The sequence below is a fragment of the Bacillus sp. FJAT-27245 genome, from assembly GCF_001273955.1.
Classification (GTDB): domain Bacteria; phylum Bacillota; class Bacilli; order Bacillales; family Cytobacillaceae; genus Bacillus_D.
In genome coordinates this window covers 4567998-4584463 of record NZ_LIGI01000001.1, presented here as the reverse complement: position 1 = coordinate 4584463, position 16466 = coordinate 4567998, and the positions used below count along the sequence as shown (strand labels likewise).

The window sequence follows — 16466 nt, the reverse complement described above, 5'->3', positions numbered from 1 at the left end:
GGGCCGTTACCCCACCAACTAGCTAATGCGCCGCGGGCCCATCTGTAAGTGACAGCCGAAACCGTCTTTCAGCTTTCCTCCATGTGAAGGAAAGGGTTATCCGGTATTAGCTCCGGTTTCCCGAAGTTATCCCAGTCTTACAGGCAGGTTGCCCACGTGTTACTCMCCCGTCCGCCGCTGAAGTTCCAAAAGCAAGCTTTTGAAACYTCCGCTCGACTTGCATGTATTAGGCACGCCGCCAGCGTTCGTCCTGAGCCAGGATCAAACTCTCCAAAAAGAGTTGAGTCATGCTCAAAATGTTACGTTGGCTAGTGATCCGAAGATCACTATATTATTGTTTGTTGACGCTTGTTTGTTTAGTTTTCAAAGAGCAATTTTTAGCGTGTCGCTCAAAGGCGACTTTATTATTCTATCAAGTTGTTAACCTAAAGTCAACAACTTTTTTTATTTTTTTAGCCGGCTTTTTTGTCGGCTTGGTTGCTGCAAAAGCAACATTAACTAATATACCACCTTTAAAAGTACCATGCAACAGTTTTTTTATTTTATTTACAAAAGGATTATTTCACCTCAACTTACATGCTTCCCCTCTATATAATGAACTCATATTATCCTAATGGCCAGCTTTGATCTACAAGTAAAAAAACGCCAGCTTCCGGAAAAGGAAACTGGCGTTTTCAACATTATTTATGTCTCATAAGCGGGAATAACAATACATCACGGATTGATGGGGAGTTGGTCAGCAGCATAACCAGCCTGTCAATTCCTATTCCAAGTCCGCCTGTTGGCGGCATTCCGTACTCAAGTGCTTCAATGAAGTCCTCATCCATTTCGTGTGCTTCATCATTCCCTTGTTCGCGCTCTTTTAACTGCGCTTCAAAACGCTCCCTTTGGTCAATCGGGTCATTCAATTCCGTAAATGCGTTTGCATGCTCGCGGGCAACGATGAACAATTCAAATCGATCCGTAAAACGGGGATCTTCGTCGTTCTTTTTCGCAAGAGGAGAAATTTCCACAGGATGTCCATAAATGAAGGTTGGCTGGATTAGTTTTTCCTCAACTTTTTGCTCAAAGAACTCATTGACGATATGGCCGTATTGCATATGTTCCGTAATTTCAACCCCGTGTTCTTTCGCAAGCGCACGGGCTTCTTCTACACTCATCTCTTTCCAGAAGTCGGCCCCAGTATATTCCTTAATGGCGTCGACCATATGGAGCCTCTTCCATTCCGGTTCAAGATTAACCTCATAATCACCATATTTGACAAGGGTTGTGCCTAAAACATCCTTGGCGACATGGGCAATCAGGTTTTCGGTGAGTTTCATGATGTCCTGGTAATCAGCATAAGCTTCATAAAGTTCAATCATTGTAAATTCAGGATTATGCCTTGTCGATACTCCTTCATTCCGAAAAACGCGGCCGATTTCATACACCTTTTCCAGTCCGCCGACAATTAGCCGCTTCAAATGAAGTTCTATGGCAATCCGCATGAACAATTCCATATCAAGGGCATTGTGGTGGGTGATGAACGGACGAGCGGTTGCTCCTCCCGCAATTGAATGCATCATCGGGGTTTCTACCTCGAGATAGCCTTGTCCATCAAGGTAACGGCGCATTGATTGAAGGATCAGGCTCCGCATTACAAAGGTTGCTTTGCTTTCATCACTCATAATCAGGTCTAGGTAACGCTGGCGATAGCGCTGTTCAACATCCTTCAGGCCATGGAATTTGTCGGGCAGCGGGCGCAGGGCCTTAGTAAGGAAAGTGTAGTCGGTTACTTTTACCGATAGTTCACCGACCTGCGTTTTAAAAAGGGTTCCCTCAACGCCAATGATGTCCCCAAGGTCGGTTGAATTAAACAATTCGTATTGGCCGTCACCGACTGCATCCTTCCGGACATAAATCTGAATTTGGCCTGTTAAATCTTTTATATGCGCGAATCCGGCTTTACCCTTTCCGCGTTTTGTCATTACTCGGCCTGCAAGGGTAACAGATACCTCTTTCGCTTCAAGCTCTTCCTTTTCAAGCCCGCCATATTGTTCAATCAATGACTTTGCGTTTGCATTGCGCTCGAATTTCTTGCCGAATGGGTCAATCCCCTTCTGGCGCAATTCATTCATTTTTTCCCTTCTGACCAGCAGCTGGTCGTTTAGTTCCTCTAGGCTCATTTCTTATCAGCTCCCATTTATACAGTGCGGCATGTTGCCCGCGCTAGTTTTATCATTAAGTACCTTTATGCAGTTTAGACAATTTCGCATAAAAAGAGACATTAGTACCATTGTACACAAACTTCCGGCAAGGGACATAATAAAAATATCAAAAATACAACAAAGACTGCCAGATTTTTAACTGGCAGCCTCCACTTGCCGGCTGGTAACATAGCTTTCGCCGTCATTCGACCCCATCACGAGCCTTCTTTAACAGTTTAACCAACGATTGCCTGGATTTCCGTTTCCTCAGCTTTAGCTGCGAGCCCATTAAGAAGCATTACGAGTTCTTCCCTTGTATTGCATTCGTTGATGGCGTTGCGGACGGTTGCATTCCCCTTAACGCCTTTCAAATACCATGCCGCATGCTTGCGCATTTCACGGACAGCGATATGTTCATTCTTAAGGGCAATTAGCCGGTCAAGGTGAAGGATGCACACATCCATTTTTTCGCGAACTGAAGGCTCGTCCATTAGTTCGCCTGTTTCAAGGTACTTGACGGTCCGGTAGATCATCCATGGGTTCCCTAGAGCCGCGCGGCCGATCATTACGCCATCGACGCCTGTTTCTTCCAGCATCCGCTTGGCATCCTGGGGGGTCTCGACGTCACCGTTCCCTATGACAGGTATGTTAACCGACTGTTTCACTTCACGGATGATATCCCAGTTTGCTCTGCCTTCGTACATTTGGACCCGGGTACGGCCATGGACAGCGACAGCCTTGCCGCCGGCGCGTTCGACCGCGCGGGCATTTTTAACCGCAAAAATATGCTCTTCATCCCAGCCTATCCTCATTTTAACTGTAACCGGCTTTTCTACCGCATCAACAACAGCGGAAACCATCTCATAAATTTTGTCAGGATCAAGAAGCCATCTAGCCCCCGCGTCACATTTCGTGATTTTCGGGACAGGGCATCCCATATTGATGTCGATGATATCGGCATTTGTATTCTTGTCAACGAATCTTGCAGCCTCGACAAGAGTATCCTTTTCACCGCCAAAAATCTGGAGGCTTAGCGGCTTTTCGCGCTCATCTATATACAGCATGTTCATTGTCTTTTCATTTTTAAAAAGTATAGCTTTGTCGCTGACCATTTCAGCGCAGACAAGGCCGGCGCCAAATTCCTTTACGGTAAGCCGGAAAGCCGAGTTGCAAACACCGGCCATAGGCGCCAGAACGACTGGATTCTTCATGACAATATCGCCAATTTTCAACATAGTACCGGCCTTCCTTTCTAACTTTTTTCCGTTTTAACGAGGCTAACCATCAGCGAAAAATCACTGCTGGTGAAAGGTTCACTATATGTTTATTCCTCAGGGGGAGCTATTTCTTCTATACTTACGCACAAGACTTGAGAAGCTCGCCTTATTATATCGGGAGGCGGCATCCGGTTGCCCCTCTCGATTTCACCAAGTACGGAGACTGACACTCCAAGCTCTTTCGAAAAACTGTCCTGGGTATATCCTTTTAGCTTCCTGAATGCCCGAATCCGTCTTCCCCATTTATCAGCTTCCATATCCGTACTCCTTTTTTATCAGGCAAGAGACCCACTAAAACTTCAAGAGGTTCGCTCTGGCCTGGAAGATGAATATTTCCAGCAACTTCATACAGTGGCACAAGCACAAACGCACGTTCCACCATCCGGGGATGGGGAATAAACAGCTTCTCTGTTTCAATATTTTCTTGGTTATAGAGGAGAATGTCAAGGTCTATTGTGCGCGGACCCCACCTAATTTCCCTTTTTCTTCCAAGAGTGAGTTCTGCCTTTAGGCATGCATCCAACAGTTCAGACGGGGACAAAGCCGTCGTTAGTTCAATTACCATGTTTAAAAAAGGGGCCTGGTCCTCGTAGCCAACCGGATCCGTTTCGTAAACGGAAGAGCAATTTACAACTTTTATGGAAGGGTGGCTATCCAGCAGCCGGACGGCTCCCTTGAGGTTTTGAAAACGGTCGCCGATATTAGAACCGAGTGAAAGAAATGCCTGATTTTCAATCATTATCTTCTCCTTGTAATTTCGGCCGCAACCGACTCATAATGTCCGGGAATAGGGGGATCGGGTTTAACGACTTTGACCGTTGTTTCTTCCACAAGCGGAAATTCCTCAAATATCCTTGATGCGATTTTCTCGGCAACTGCTTCAATCAATTTATACGGCTTGCCTTCGACGACTTCCCTGGAAATCCGGTACAAGTCGGCATAATTAACGGATGCTTCAAGGTCATCCGTTTCCCCCGCCTTTCTTAAATCGAGGCCGACCGCGAGCTCGATGATAAACCGCTGGCCCAATTTCGTTTCTTCGGGAAAAACTCCATGGTACCCATAAAATTCCATTTTATTTACGTGAATCTTATCCATCCGCTTTCCCCTTCCCCATCAAGGCATCCATCATTTTCGCCATCCTGGCCATTTCCTTCACATCATGGATGCGAATCATCTGGCAGCCCTTCTGGATTCCATAGCAAACTGTCGCGCCAGTACCTTCCATTCTCTCTTCAGGCGGCAAGTCAAGCACCGTGCCAATGAATCTTTTCCGGGATGTCCCAAGCAGGACCGGATACCCCAATGCCACAAGAGTATCAAGGTTCTGCATCATTTCAATGTTTTCTTTGAAGTCCTTGGCAAAGCCAATACCCGGATCAAGAATAATTTGAGAATCCTTTACCCCTGCTTCTTTCGCAATCCTGATGCTTTCATACAGGTCCCAAAACACATCACGCGTGAAAAATTCATAGTCACGATTGTCACGGTTATGCATAAGGATGATCGGCGCGTTGAACTCGGCAGCCGCTTTTGCGATACCCGGCTCAGCCTTGGCCCCCCAAATATCGTTAATGATATGGGCGCCTGCCTTTAGTGCCTCCCTCGCGACCTCCGCTTTGTACGTGTCTACGGAAATCGGGACATCGACTTCTTTTGCGAGCAGTTCAATAATCGGGATAACCCTCCCGAGTTCTTCTTCGAGGGAAACAGGTTCATGCCCTGGACGGGTTGATTCGCCCCCAATATCGATAATGTCGGCCCCGTATTCAATCATTTCGCGGGCATGGGCAACCGCGCGGTCAGCCGCGTTGAATTTTCCGCCATCAGAGAAAGAATCCGGGGTCACGTTCAATATCCCCATGACTATTGTTTTTTTATCGTAATCAAGGACATGGTTTCCACAGATGATTTTTCCATTTCCATTGCTCATACATCGTCCTCCGTTCTTATTTCACTTTTGCTGTAAAACGAACTCCGGCCTTCAGCATACCTGCCGTGTAAAAAGCCAGCCAGCTGCCCATTCATACCTTCGAAATTAGCATCTCCAATTCCCGGGCATGCGACAATTTCCTGGATTGAGTTCGTGAAAAATACTTCGTCCGCGTTAAGGAGGTCATCAAGGGAGTAAAAACCTTGGCGAACCTCTATTCCTGACTTTTCCGCCAATTCAATCACAAACTGGCGGGTAATCCCATTTAAGATTCCCGTTTGTACCGAAGGAGTGTAGAGAATGCCGTGTTTCGCCCAAAATACATTAGAGACAATCCCTTCGGCAACATTGCCTTCCTGTGTCAGGAATATTCCTTCAACCCCGGGAAAGTGGCGGATTTCCCGCCAGGCAAGAAGGTTATTCAAATAATGATGCGATTTAAGGCGTTCATCCCCCTCCGGCGTGTTCCTGCTTATGGAAAGGATTTTTCCGCGTTTTTCCTGCAGGGAGCCTGCCCGCGGGAGCGGTTTGGAGAAGATTAGGACTTCCGGCGAATCATACGGTTCGGAGCGAAGGCCGATTTCGCCAATCCCCGCTGACACATTAAAACGGATATAGGCATCCGTATAGCCATTTGCTCCAAGGAGTGACCTAACAGCGCCTTCCGCTTCATTACGTTTCACCTTTTTGCCAATCTCGAGCAATTCGAGCCCCGCATTCAGCCTTTCAAGATGGTCATCCAGCAAAAAGCAGTGGCCCCCGTAGACCCTGAATGTTTCGAATAGCCCCGCCCCATAAAGAAAGCCATGGTCGAATGGGCTAATCGCCGCCTCTTCCTTTTTTACAAGCATGCCGTTCTGCCAAATATACATGTCTAGCTCCGCATCTTAAGGGAATGGACAGCGACGAAATTGGCGAGCAGTTGTTTCCCCGGGCCTGTCATAATCGATTCAGGATGGAACTGGACTCCCTCTATCGGCATCGTTTTATGGCGGAGTGCCATGATTTCTCCCTCTTCCGTCCAGCCTGAAACCTCTAAGCATTCGGGAAATGTTTCCTTTTTAACGATTAGGGAATGATAGCGGGTCGCCTCAAACGGAGTAGAAATTCCTTGGAAAATCGTCTTCCCGTCATGGTGGATGGGAGAGGTTTTTCCATGCATAAGCCTTTCCGCCCGGACGATGTCTCCACCAAACACTTGGGCAATTGCCTGATGGCCAAGGCAAACGCCGAAAATGGGAACCTTGCCGGCAAAATGTGAAATTGCGTCGAGGCTGATCCCAGCCTCATTCGGGCTGCATGGACCCGGTGAAATCATCAGGATGGACGGATTCGCTCTTTCGATATCCTCCAATGTAACTTCATCATTTCGTTTTATTATGAGCTCCTCCCCCAACTCACCCAAATATTGGACGAGATTGAAGGTGAAGGAGTCATAGTTATCAATCATATAGATCATTTGCTTTCACCTGTTTCCGCAAGCTCTTTCGCTTTCCAGAGCGCCCTTGCTTTTTTCAAAGACTCTTTATATTCATATATCGGATTCGAATCTATGACGATGCCGGCCCCTGCCTGGACATGGGCTTGTCCGTCTTTTACGAGCATCGTCCGGATCATGATGTTCAGCTCCACGTCTCCGTTAAAGCCGATCCATCCAAGTGATCCTGTATATGGTCCGCGTCTCGAAGGTTCAAGTTCTTCGATAATCTCCATCGTCCTCACCTTTGGGGCTCCGGTAATGGTACCGCCCGGGAATACCGCGTCAATTAGATCGAAGCCATCTTTATCCTTCGAAATTCGGCCCCGGACATTCGAAACAATGTGCATGACATGGGAATATTTTTCAATGACCATGAATTCATTCACTTCCACTGATCCGTAGGCGCTGACCCTTCCGAGGTCATTGCGTTCAAGGTCAACAAGCATCACATGCTCGGCGCGTTCCTTTTCACTTCCGATCAATTCATTCGCAAGAAGCTGGTCCTCTTCTTCATCGCGGCCCCGCGATCTTGTTCCCGCAATCGGCCGGGTACTGATTTCATCCCCAAGCTTTTTGACGAGTAGTTCCGGCGAACCGCTCACTAGCTGAAATTCGGGGGTATGGAAATATCCCATATAAGGGGATGGATTGACCTCCCGCAGCTTTTCATAAACTTGGATCGCCGGAATGCCAATCGGTTTCTTCTGTCTGACGGAAAGGTTTACCTGGAACACATCTCCCTGTGCAATGTATTCCCTCACCCTTTCAACCGCTGCCATAAAATCCGTTTCTCCAATGGAAACTTCCCTTTCCTGGACGGACACACTTTCTGTCTGTTTATCCGAACCGGCATCTGCCCGAGTCCACCGTTCTTCCCAGTCCCGGACCCGTTCCTCTAGGCATTCGATGTCACCCTCGTCATAAAGGAAGCACATTCTCAAGGTGTTTTCCTGTAAATCAAGGACGAACCATTCCTTATGAAGGAGGAAATATACGTCGGGCACGCGAAGCTCATCTTTGGCCTGGTCCGGTAGTGTTTCAATATATCTTGCATAGTCATAGCTTATGTATCCAATCGCTCCGCCTGAGGCAAGAGGGACCGCGGACTCGGCCTTAATTTTGAATCCAGCCATATATGTTTTCAGACCATGAAGCGGATTCCCTTCCATGGCAACCGCAGCCTTTCCTTCTTCAATGATTTCAAGGCAGTTCCAGCCTTTGGACCTGACAATTGCGAACGGGTGAAATGCCGCAATGCTGTAGCGTCCGCCCCGGCCGCTTTCGAGAAGGACATGATGTCCGGTTTCCCCGCAAATTTGCTTATATTGCTTAAAAAACTTATCCGCTGACAAGTCGATTTTTTTTATATGGACGTTTTTACCCAAAAAACTCACTCCCATTTTCCCGTATCTTCTACATCATACAAGAAGTAAGCCAATGAAAAAAGCATGAGCCGCAAAGTTTGGCCCATGCTTACTATATCGTGTATTATTCTTCAAACTGGTAAAGAGGGGTGCTTAGGTAACGCTCGCCGTTGCTCGGAATGATTGCCAGGACTTTTTTGCCTTTTCCAAGTTCTTTGGCTACCTTTAGTGCCGCATAAATGGCCGCACCGGATGAAATGCCGCCAAGAATCCCTTCTTCCTTCGCCGCGCGGCGTGCAAACTCAAACGCCTGCTCGTTTTCAACTTTAATAATTTCATCATAAATGTTTATGTCTAGGATATCAGGAACAAATCCCGCGCCAATTCCCTGAATTTTATGCGGACCCGGTTTCCCGCCGGAAAGGACTGGTGAATCGGCCGGCTCTACCGCATAGATTTTAATGCCCGGGTAAGCCTCGCGAAGCACCTCACCCGCGCCGGTAATCGTACCGCCGGTTCCAATCCCGGAAATAAAACCATCCAGCTGGGCGCCCATTTGCTCGACAATTTCTTTTCCGGTTGTCCTCCTGTGGACTTCCGGGTTCGCCTCGTTCTTGAACTGTTGCGGCATGAAATAACCGTTTTCCTTTGCCAGCTCCTCTGCCTTGCGAATCGCACCGCCCATGCCTTCCGGGCCCGGCGTCAATACGAGTTCGGCACCATAGGCGCGGAGCAGGTTGCGGCGCTCCATGCTCATCGTTTCGGGCATTACAAGAATAGACTTATAGCCTTTGGCGGCAGCAATCATGGCAAGGCCGATGCCTGTATTTCCGCTGGTTGGTTCAATGATCGTATCGCCAGCCTTTAATTCACCTTTTTCTTCGGCGGCTTCAATCATTGCCAAAGCAATCCGGTCCTTCACACTGCTTCCGGGGTTCATGTATTCCAGCTTCAAATAGACTTCCGCGCTGCCTTCCCCAACAATCCGGTTCAGCTTAACTATTGGGGTGTTTCCCACGAGGTCGGCAATCGAGTTTGCGATACGCGCCATTCGTCCCACTCCTTAATCCGAGTATTTTTATTGGTTTTATATAGAATGTAACAATTTGCCTGGAAACTGTCAATATTTTAGTTTCCCCAAATCTGCCTCCAAAAAACAGAAAAAAGGCTTCGCATAGCCAATGTATGCAAAGCCTTTCCCAATCTTGATGAATATATTTAATAAAAATAGGCTCTTGCCATCCCGTCTATTTTTCAAAAAACCATTTTACTTCCGCTTCATCCCATAGAGCCGCGGCGGAAGGAGGCGCCCCGAGCTGGGAAAGGGCAATTTGCCTGCGGATTTCATCTTTTACGTCCTTGAACGAATAGTTTGTTTCTGCTATTTTTTCATGGAGCTTGATAATCGCATAACCCGAGCCGGTTTTGATTGGTTTGCTCCATTGGCCGCTCTCGAGTTTTTGCGCGGTTACGATATATTCTGGGGGAAACCGTTCATCCCCAGCTTGGATAAAGCCGATGTCTCCACCTTCCGCGGCGGTGAATTCATCTTCGGACCTTTCCCTTGCCAGCGTTTCGAAGCCGGAGCCGCCTTTAAGCTCCTGAATGGCCTGGTCCGCTTCTTCCTTTGTCTTCATCACAATGTGTGATAGATGGTAAGCGGCCGGGACATCATAAAGAGTTTTGTTTTTTTCATAGTAGCTTTTCATTTCGGCCTCGGATACAACAGCATCCTTTGTTAAAATTTCTTCCAGCAATAGCGAAAGCTCGATTTGCCTTTTCCATTTTTCCAAATCCTCGCTTTTGGAAGACGAGCCGCCATATGCCGTTTGAAACATTCTAAGCTCTCTTTCCACATCTTCCTTGGCGACTGTGATGTTGTATTTGCCGGCCATTTGGCTGATAACTTTCCTGTCAATCAGTTCCCTGAGTGTATCTTTGCCGTAGCGCGCTTCCATCTCATTCAGCCATTCTTCTCTCGAAATGCTGTCCTTTCCGACCGTCGCGACTGTTTCACCATCCTTAAGGAAACCGGAGGCCATCTCCGATTTGGAAAGAAAGTAAAAGATGGTCAACGCATTCAGGACAACAAGCGCGGCGATCACCAACCACAATTCCCTAGTTTTCATTTTCCCTCTCCCGGATACAAGCCTTACTTCGCTTCTCTCTTTAGCGCCTCAAGCTCTTCTTTTGAAAAATGATATTTTTCATTGCAAAAATGGCAGTGGGCTTCGGCCATTCCATCCTCTTCTATCATGTCCGAGATTTCGGACTGGCCCAGTGACACAATCGCATCCGCAAACCGTTCCTTTGAGCAGGTGCATTCAAAGCGGACCGGCATCTTCTCGAGGATGGCCAGCTCTTCCTTTCCAAACAACTCCTGTAGTATTTCTTCAGGCGTAAGGCCTTGCTGAATCATTTTGGAAATAGGTGTGATTGTCTTAAGGCGATTCTCAATCCGGGAAATCGTTTCCTCGCTTGTTCCTGGCATTAGCTGAAATATAAAACCGCCCGCCGCCAATATGCTGTTGTCCGGATTGACAAGCACCCCTACCCCAACAGAGGAGGGAACCTGTTCAGAAGATGCAAAGTAATAAGTAAAATCTTCACCTAGCTCCCCCGATACAAGTGGAACCGATCCACTAAAGAAATCCCTCAACCCAAGATCTTTCACAATCGTAAGGGTACCGTCCGTCCCTACTGCACGCCGTACATCGAGCTTGCCGTGTTCATTCAAATCGAAATGGGTTTGCGGATTGCTTACATAGCCTCTAACTGTCCCTTTCGCATTGCTGTCGACAAGGATATTCCCTATAGGGCCCCCACCTTCTATTTTAATCGTCAATTTGTCTTCGCCCTTCAGCATCGCGCCCATCATTAAGCCGGCTGTCATCGCCCGGCCAAGTGCAGCTGAAGCTGTTGGCCATGTATGATGCCTGCGCTGCGCTTCCGCAACCGTGTCCGTGCTTTTTACTGCGTACGCCCTGATTTGTCCGCTATAGGCAAGCGCTTTTACAAGATAGTCACTCATTTTACCGCTCCTTTCTCGTTGTCCGTTTCGCGGGGCTCCTAGGCTAACCCGCGATTCCTTGCTGATTTCCCCTATGCCGGCCGCTGCCCGGCCCGGAGTGCACCTTACACCTCATGCTTGTTTAGTGTATCCATATTACGCTTATAGATTAAATGAAGCCCTTTTAAAGTGAGGAACGGATCAACGATGTCAATGATTTTCGATTCCTCGGCTATCAGATTGGATAGGCCTCCCGTTGCAATGACAGTTGGCGTTTTGGAACTGTTGGCAATCATCCGCTTGACGATTCCTTCAACCTGTCCGACATATCCGTACACAATCCCCGCCTGCATGGCGGCAACCGTATTTTTGCCGATGATTCCCTCCGGCCTCGTTATTTCAATACGCGGGAGTTTTGCCGCCCGTGAGTAAAGCGCTTCTGTCGAGATGCCGACACCAGGAGCAATTGCCCCGCCCATATATTGCTTCTGCTCGTTTACATAGCAATAGGTAGTAGCTGTCCCAAAATCGACGATAATGAGCGGACTCCCATATTCATGGATAGCCGCTACCGCATTCACAATCCTGTCGGCCCCTACTTCCCTTGGATTTTCATATTTTATGTCAAGACCCGTCTTAATGCCAGGGCCAACAATCAATGGTTTTAATTTAAAGTATTTCACGCACATTCTTTCCAGCGAAAACATAATTGGGGGAACGACCGAAGAAATAATGATTCCTTCAATGTCACGAAAAGAAAACCCGGAATGGTCAAATAGGGATTTAATCAGCATCCCGTATTCATCCTCTGACCTGTTTCGGTTCGTTTCGATCCGCCAATGGTGGAGGAGATCCTCCCCTTTATATACACCTAAAACGATATTTGTGTTTCCAACATCAAATACGAAAATCAATTGACTCACCACTCCATGGAATTTAACCAGGACTGAACGCCCCCCATATTGCCAGGGTTGCCGCCGCTGCCCAAGGTTGCAGGTTTACTGAAAACATCATATCACAAACCGTTTCGGGAAAGAAAAGGCAAAGAGCCAATTGCGGCATAAAAATATTCAATTTCCCGCGGGCTCATGTCCGTAAACAAGCAGGGCACCGCGTTGATAAGCGGTGCCCTGCATATTGTATTGCTTATTTATTTTCCTCATCCCGAGTTTCTTCAGGTTTGAGCAGGCTTGTTTTCGGGGCCCCTGGATTGTCTTCCTCTTCCTTTTTGCCCGAAATATTGATAATCACATCATCAAGTGTACTCTTGATTTCGGCAGGAGTAGAGTTAGCGGGAACTTTTCCGTCCGGAAGCCTACCATGGTCGACAAGGTGCTTGATGTCTTCCGCATCGAGTGTTTCCACTTCAAGAAGCGTATTGGCAATCAAGTCGAGCTTGTCGCGGTTTTCCGTTAGAATCTTCTTCGCACGTTCATAAGATTGTTTGATGAAGTTCTGGATTTCGGTATCAATCTCATAAGCAATCTTGTCGGAATAGTTTTGTTCATTGTGCAGGTCGCGCCCGAGGAAAACCTGGCCGCCCTGCGGTTGGCCGAACTGAAGCGGCCCGAGCTTATCGCTCATACCGTATTCGGTAACCATTTTCCTTGCGATTCCGGTTGCCCTTTGGAAGTCGTTGTGCGCTCCGGTGCTTACTTCACCGAACACAACTTCCTCGGCAACCCGGCCGCCAAGCAGGCCTGTAATTTTATCAAGAAGCTCTGGCTTTGTCATGAAATAACGGTCTTCCTTTGGAAGCATGACAGCGTATCCGCCAGCCTGCCCCCGCGGGACAATCGTTACCTTATGGACCATTTCAGCTTCATCCAGCATGACGCCGATGACTACATGGCCGGCTTCGTGGAAAGCGACAATCCTGCGTTCCTTTTCGGAAATAACCCGGCTTTTTTTGGCTGGTCCGGCAATGACCCGATCAGTTGCTTCATCAATATCAACCATATCGATTTTCTTTTTATTCATGCGGGCCGCAACGAGCGCCGCTTCATTCAGCAGGTTCTCAAGATCGGCGCCGGAAAAGCCCGGGGTCCTCATCGCTATCGCTTTCAGATTTACAGAATCATCAAGCGGCTTGTTGCGCGCATGGACTTTAAGAACCGCTTCCCTGCCCTTCACATCCGGACGGTCAACCGTAATCTGGCGGTCAAAACGTCCCGGACGGAGAAGCGCCGGGTCGAGGATATCAGGCCGGTTCGTTGCCGCTACGATAATAATTCCTTCGTTGGCCCCAAAGCCGTCCATTTCAACAAGCAACTGGTTCAAGGTCTGCTCGCGCTCATCATGGCCGCCGCCAAGGCCGGCGCCACGCTGGCGTCCCACCGCATCAATTTCATCGATAAAGATGATGCATGGGGCATTTTTCTTTGCTGTTTCAAATAAATCGCGGACACGGGATGCACCCACCCCGACGAACATTTCAACGAAATCGGATCCGCTGATAGAGAAGAACGGCACGCCTGCTTCGCCAGCTACCGCGCGTGCAAGCAACGTTTTACCAGTTCCCGGAGGCCCGACGAGCAGGACGCCTTTTGGAATCCGCGCCCCAAGCTCGGAAAATTTGCGAGGATCCTTCAGGAATTCAACTACTTCAACGAGTTCCTGCTTTTCTTCATCCGCTCCAGCGACATCCTTGAAGCGGACCTTTTTCTTATCATCGTTATACAGTCTAGCCTTGCTTTTCCCGAAGTTCATAACACGGCTTCCGCCGCCCTGCGCCTGGTTAAGCAGGAAGAAGAAAAGGATGAAAATAATCACAAACGGAATGATGGACGTAAAGAAAGTGACCCACCCGCTTGTTTCTTTTGCAGGCATCGCCTCGATCTTCATGTTTGGAACCGCTTCGTCAATACGGCTCAGCATCCGTTCACTGTTCGGGACATATGTCAGGAAAAACTTGTCCTTGTCTGCATTTTTAAGCTGGCCGCGAACTTCGTATACGTTACGCTCCGGCTGAAGGGTGATAGACTTTATTTCACCTTTTTCAAGATGGGAAATAAACTGGTCGTACGATATATTATCCGTTGGTTCATTGTTTCCGTTAAAAAAGCTAACGACGCCAATAATGACCAAAAATATCAATAAATAAAAGATGGTATTGCGGAAAATCCGATTCATCCCTTACCTCCTCCCACGGTGGAAAACAGTAAATAAAATAGTAGCATAATGACAAAACTGCTTCAACAAAAGTGCTTGAAATGCCGCCTGGTTCACAATATAGTTTTGCCTACTCGGCCTTGTTGTACACTTCCGGCTTCAAAACCCCGATATAAGGAAGGTTCCGGTATTTTTCCATGTAGTCCAATCCATAGCCGACAACGAAAGCATCCGGCACTTGGAACCCAACATAGTCCGCTGAGATATTCACCTTTCTTCCAGTCGGTTTGTCAAGCAACGTGACGATTTTAATGGACTTTGCCTTTCTGTAGCGGAATAGTTCAACCAAATAGCTTAGCGTCAAGCCGCTGTCGATGATATCCTCAATGATCAGCAGATTCCTTCCTTCCACGGAAGTATCAAGGTCCTTAAGGATTTTTACTTCACCAGAAGACACGGTCGAATTTCCATAGCTGGAAACATCCATAAAATCCATCTCCAGGTAGCAATCCATTTTTTTCAGGAGATCTCCCATAAAAGGCATTGCCCCTTTTAACACACCGATTGCCAGCGGATATTTATCCTGGTAATCCTCTGTCAGACGGGCTCCGAGTTCCTTGATTTTCCCTTGGATTTCGTCTTCGGAGATCAAAATTTTTTCAATATCATTTCTCATTTACATGTGCCCCCCAGATGTTGGTTCCTTGATATATAAAAGCTTCAGATAGCCTTCTTCCGGATTTCCGGCAGAATCAAGGGCGGATTTTTTCAGCCCAGGCAGCCAGACAATCCGGCCAGCGCTATCCGTTATGACAGGCCACGCTTCCCTTTCGGAAACCGGTACCTTGTTATCAATAAAAATGTCCTTCAATTTCCTTGTACCCTTCATTCCCTTCAGCGTCATCCTGTCGCCATTTTTTTTCATGCGGATGATTAGCGGGAACGATACTTCAGATTTAGGCAAATACGAGCAACCTTGCCCGGCCCCTTTTTCAGCAATTTCAGCCGGTTCAATGGAAATAATCGCTCCATTTGGCAGAACTGTTTTTCCGGGCCCATCCAATTCAAACCTGAATTGCATCTTCCCAAGACGCCCAAAATGGAAAATACACTCGGAGTAGGAACGGGTGACAGTCAACCCGCCGGGGAAATCAAGATTTCCGGATGGATGAGGACGGTTCAGCAAGGAAATGACTTGATCAATATGTACGGCAGCCAAAAATGTATGCTTTCCTGCATAAAGATAGTTTAATATTAGTTGAATCCCTCTTCTTTGTAAAGGCATTGGCATACCAAGAAAAGCCATAGCATCCAGAACTACTTTCCCTCTTTCCCTGCTTTTTATTACTGTAACCATCCGGCTCTCCGCCAATTCCTCCAAATACGCTTCATCACTTTCCAAATCTTCGCTAAAACGCTGAAAATGTTCGTGTACAAGCGGATTTTCCATTTTTAAAAAAGGGAGGATTGTCTTCCTGAAACGGTTCCTGCTATACGTATCTTTTTGATTGCTCGGGTCGATTCGGAAATCAATACCTTTCCTCCGGCAATAATCAATGATATCCTCCCGGGAAGCTCCCAGAAATGGACGGATGATCATGCCGTCCGCAAATGGCCTGATAAACGGGATGCCAGCCCTGCCCCTGCCTGTACTTCCGCGGGTAAGCCGCATCAGGACCGTTTCCATCTGGTCATCGCCATGGTGGGCCAGCGCCAGGAAGGAATACCGGTGTTTCTCAAGCTGTTGCAAGAAAAAGCGATAGCGGGCTTCGCGCGCGGCAACCTGTGAATTTTTACCTGTAAGCCGGATAATTTCCGGGACATTGACCCGCTCCATTGTAAACGGTATTCCCCGGTCTTCGCAAAAACTTTTCACAAAAAATGCGTCCTCAAGCGATTCTTTCCCCCGAAACATATGGTCCACATGGGCTGCGGAAACTTCCATCCCGAAAGGCTTCCTTCTTTCCCACAAATAGTAGAGCAAAGCCATGGAGTCGGGGCCGCCGGAAACCCCTACAAGTACGCGGGACCCTGTAAGGGAAATCTGTTTCCTTTTCAAAATCGCCTCTATTTTATCCTCAAGCATACCCATACTTCCTTAAAGT

At 47.7% G+C, this 16466-nt stretch carries 16 protein-coding genes and 1 rRNA gene; all 17 read right to left on the bottom strand.

Annotated elements, in window-relative coordinates; all coding sequences use genetic code 11:
• Nucleotides 1-277 (bottom strand): 16S ribosomal RNA (locus ADU24_RS22300); the annotation flags it as partial.
• 403 nt (nt 278-680) lie between these two features.
• Nucleotides 681-2165: a lysine--tRNA ligase gene (lysS, locus tag ADU24_RS22295; protein WP_053368704.1), complete on the bottom strand. Its 1485-nt coding sequence runs from the start codon at nt 2163-2165 to the stop codon at nt 681-683.
• A 257-nt stretch (nt 2166-2422) separates the two neighbouring features.
• Complete coding sequence (gene dusB, locus ADU24_RS22290; RefSeq protein WP_053368703.1) at nt 2423-3421, bottom strand: tRNA dihydrouridine synthase DusB; 999 nt, start codon at nt 3419-3421, stop codon at nt 2423-2425.
• 89 nt (nt 3422-3510) lie between these two features.
• Nucleotides 3511-3720 carry a helix-turn-helix domain-containing protein gene (locus tag ADU24_RS22830; RefSeq protein ID WP_082307009.1) on the bottom strand — a complete coding sequence of 70 codons (210 nt, stop codon included), beginning with the start codon at nt 3718-3720 and terminating at the stop codon, nt 3511-3513.
• Entirely contained in the window at nt 3672-4199 is a 528-nt protein-coding gene (folK, locus tag ADU24_RS22285) for a 2-amino-4-hydroxy-6-hydroxymethyldihydropteridine diphosphokinase (protein ID WP_053369051.1), read from the bottom strand. Before folK ends, ADU24_RS22830 begins: the two co-directional genes overlap by 49 nt.
• Before the next feature lie 2 nt (nt 4200-4201).
• Complete coding sequence (gene folB, locus ADU24_RS22280) at nt 4202-4561, bottom strand: dihydroneopterin aldolase (RefSeq protein WP_053368702.1); 360 nt, start codon at nt 4559-4561, stop codon at nt 4202-4204.
• On the bottom strand, nt 4554-5396 hold the full coding sequence (folP, locus tag ADU24_RS22275; RefSeq protein WP_053368701.1) for a dihydropteroate synthase: 843 nt from the start codon (nt 5394-5396) through the stop codon (nt 4554-4556). The genes folB and folP overlap by 8 nt, the downstream gene beginning before the upstream one ends.
• Nucleotides 5393-6268: an aminodeoxychorismate lyase gene (pabC, locus tag ADU24_RS22270; RefSeq protein WP_053368700.1), complete on the bottom strand. Its 876-nt coding sequence runs from the start codon at nt 6266-6268 to the stop codon at nt 5393-5395. The genes folP and pabC overlap by 4 nt, the downstream gene beginning before the upstream one ends.
• Before the next feature lie 2 nt (nt 6269-6270).
• Nucleotides 6271-6855, bottom strand: a complete 585-nt coding sequence (pabA, locus tag ADU24_RS22265; RefSeq protein ID WP_053368699.1) for an aminodeoxychorismate/anthranilate synthase component II — start codon at nt 6853-6855, stop codon at nt 6271-6273.
• Entirely contained in the window at nt 6852-8276 is a 1425-nt protein-coding gene (locus ADU24_RS22260) for an anthranilate synthase component I family protein (protein WP_053368698.1), read from the bottom strand. The genes pabA and ADU24_RS22260 overlap by 4 nt, the downstream gene beginning before the upstream one ends.
• Nucleotides 8277-8364: 88 nt before the next feature.
• Nucleotides 8365-9291, bottom strand: a complete 927-nt coding sequence (cysK, locus tag ADU24_RS22255; RefSeq protein WP_053368697.1) for a cysteine synthase A — start codon at nt 9289-9291, stop codon at nt 8365-8367.
• 196 nt (nt 9292-9487) lie between these two features.
• Nucleotides 9488-10369: a peptidyl-prolyl cis-trans isomerase gene (locus tag ADU24_RS22250; protein WP_053368696.1), complete on the bottom strand. Its 882-nt coding sequence runs from the start codon at nt 10367-10369 to the stop codon at nt 9488-9490.
• Nucleotides 10370-10392: 23 nt separating this feature from the next.
• A complete protein-coding gene (gene hslO / locus ADU24_RS22245) occupies nt 10393-11271 on the bottom strand; it encodes an Hsp33 family molecular chaperone HslO (RefSeq protein ID WP_053368695.1) in 879 nt (292 codons plus the stop codon).
• Nucleotides 11272-11375: 104 nt separating this feature from the next.
• Complete coding sequence (locus ADU24_RS22240) at nt 11376-12164, bottom strand: type III pantothenate kinase (RefSeq protein ID WP_053368694.1); 789 nt, start codon at nt 12162-12164, stop codon at nt 11376-11378.
• Between the two features lie 232 nt (nt 12165-12396).
• Entirely contained in the window at nt 12397-14382 is a 1986-nt protein-coding gene (gene ftsH / locus ADU24_RS22235; RefSeq protein ID WP_053368693.1) for an ATP-dependent zinc metalloprotease FtsH, read from the bottom strand.
• Between the two features lie 109 nt (nt 14383-14491).
• Nucleotides 14492-15037 carry a hypoxanthine phosphoribosyltransferase gene (gene hpt, locus ADU24_RS22230; protein ID WP_053368692.1) on the bottom strand — a complete coding sequence of 182 codons (546 nt, stop codon included), beginning with the start codon at nt 15035-15037 and terminating at the stop codon, nt 14492-14494.
• Nucleotides 15038-16447: a tRNA lysidine(34) synthetase TilS gene (tilS, locus tag ADU24_RS22225; protein ID WP_053368691.1), complete on the bottom strand. Its 1410-nt coding sequence runs from the start codon at nt 16445-16447 to the stop codon at nt 15038-15040.
• Nucleotides 16448-16466: the final 19 nt, after the last annotated feature.

Bases quoted from the DNA above. Each gene is read 5' to 3' on its own strand.
- pabA (WP_053368699.1), bottom strand. From the start codon at position 6,855: ATGATCTATATGATTGATAACTATGACTCCTTCACCTTCAATCTCGTC.
- tilS (WP_053368691.1), bottom strand. From the start codon at position 16,447: ATGCTTGAGGATAAAATAGAGGCGATTTTGAAAAGGAAACAGATTTCC.
- ftsH (WP_053368693.1), bottom strand. From the start codon at position 14,382: ATGAATCGGATTTTCCGCAATACCATCTTTTATTTATTGATATTTTTG.
- ADU24_RS22830 (WP_082307009.1), bottom strand. From the start codon at position 3,720: ATGGAAGCTGATAAATGGGGAAGACGGATTCGGGCATTCAGGAAGCTA.
- ADU24_RS22260 (WP_053368698.1), bottom strand. From the start codon at position 8,276: ATGGGAGTGAGTTTTTTGGGTAAAAACGTCCATATAAAAAAAATCGAC.
- pabC (WP_053368700.1), bottom strand. From the start codon at position 6,268: ATGTATATTTGGCAGAACGGCATGCTTGTAAAAAAGGAAGAGGCGGCG.
- lysS (WP_053368704.1), bottom strand. From the start codon at position 2,165: ATGAGCCTAGAGGAACTAAACGACCAGCTGCTGGTCAGAAGGGAAAAA.
- hpt (WP_053368692.1), bottom strand. From the start codon at position 15,037: ATGAGAAATGATATTGAAAAAATTTTGATCTCCGAAGACGAAATCCAA.
- folB (WP_053368702.1), bottom strand. From the start codon at position 4,561: ATGGATAAGATTCACGTAAATAAAATGGAATTTTATGGGTACCATGGA.
- folP (WP_053368701.1), bottom strand. From the start codon at position 5,396: ATGAGCAATGGAAATGGAAAAATCATCTGTGGAAACCATGTCCTTGAT.
- ADU24_RS22250 (WP_053368696.1), bottom strand. From the start codon at position 10,369: ATGAAAACTAGGGAATTGTGGTTGGTGATCGCCGCGCTTGTTGTCCTG.
- hslO (WP_053368695.1), bottom strand. From the start codon at position 11,271: ATGAGTGACTATCTTGTAAAAGCGCTTGCCTATAGCGGACAAATCAGG.
- dusB (WP_053368703.1), bottom strand. From the start codon at position 3,421: ATGTTGAAAATTGGCGATATTGTCATGAAGAATCCAGTCGTTCTGGCG.
- cysK (WP_053368697.1), bottom strand. From the start codon at position 9,291: ATGGCGCGTATCGCAAACTCGATTGCCGACCTCGTGGGAAACACCCCA.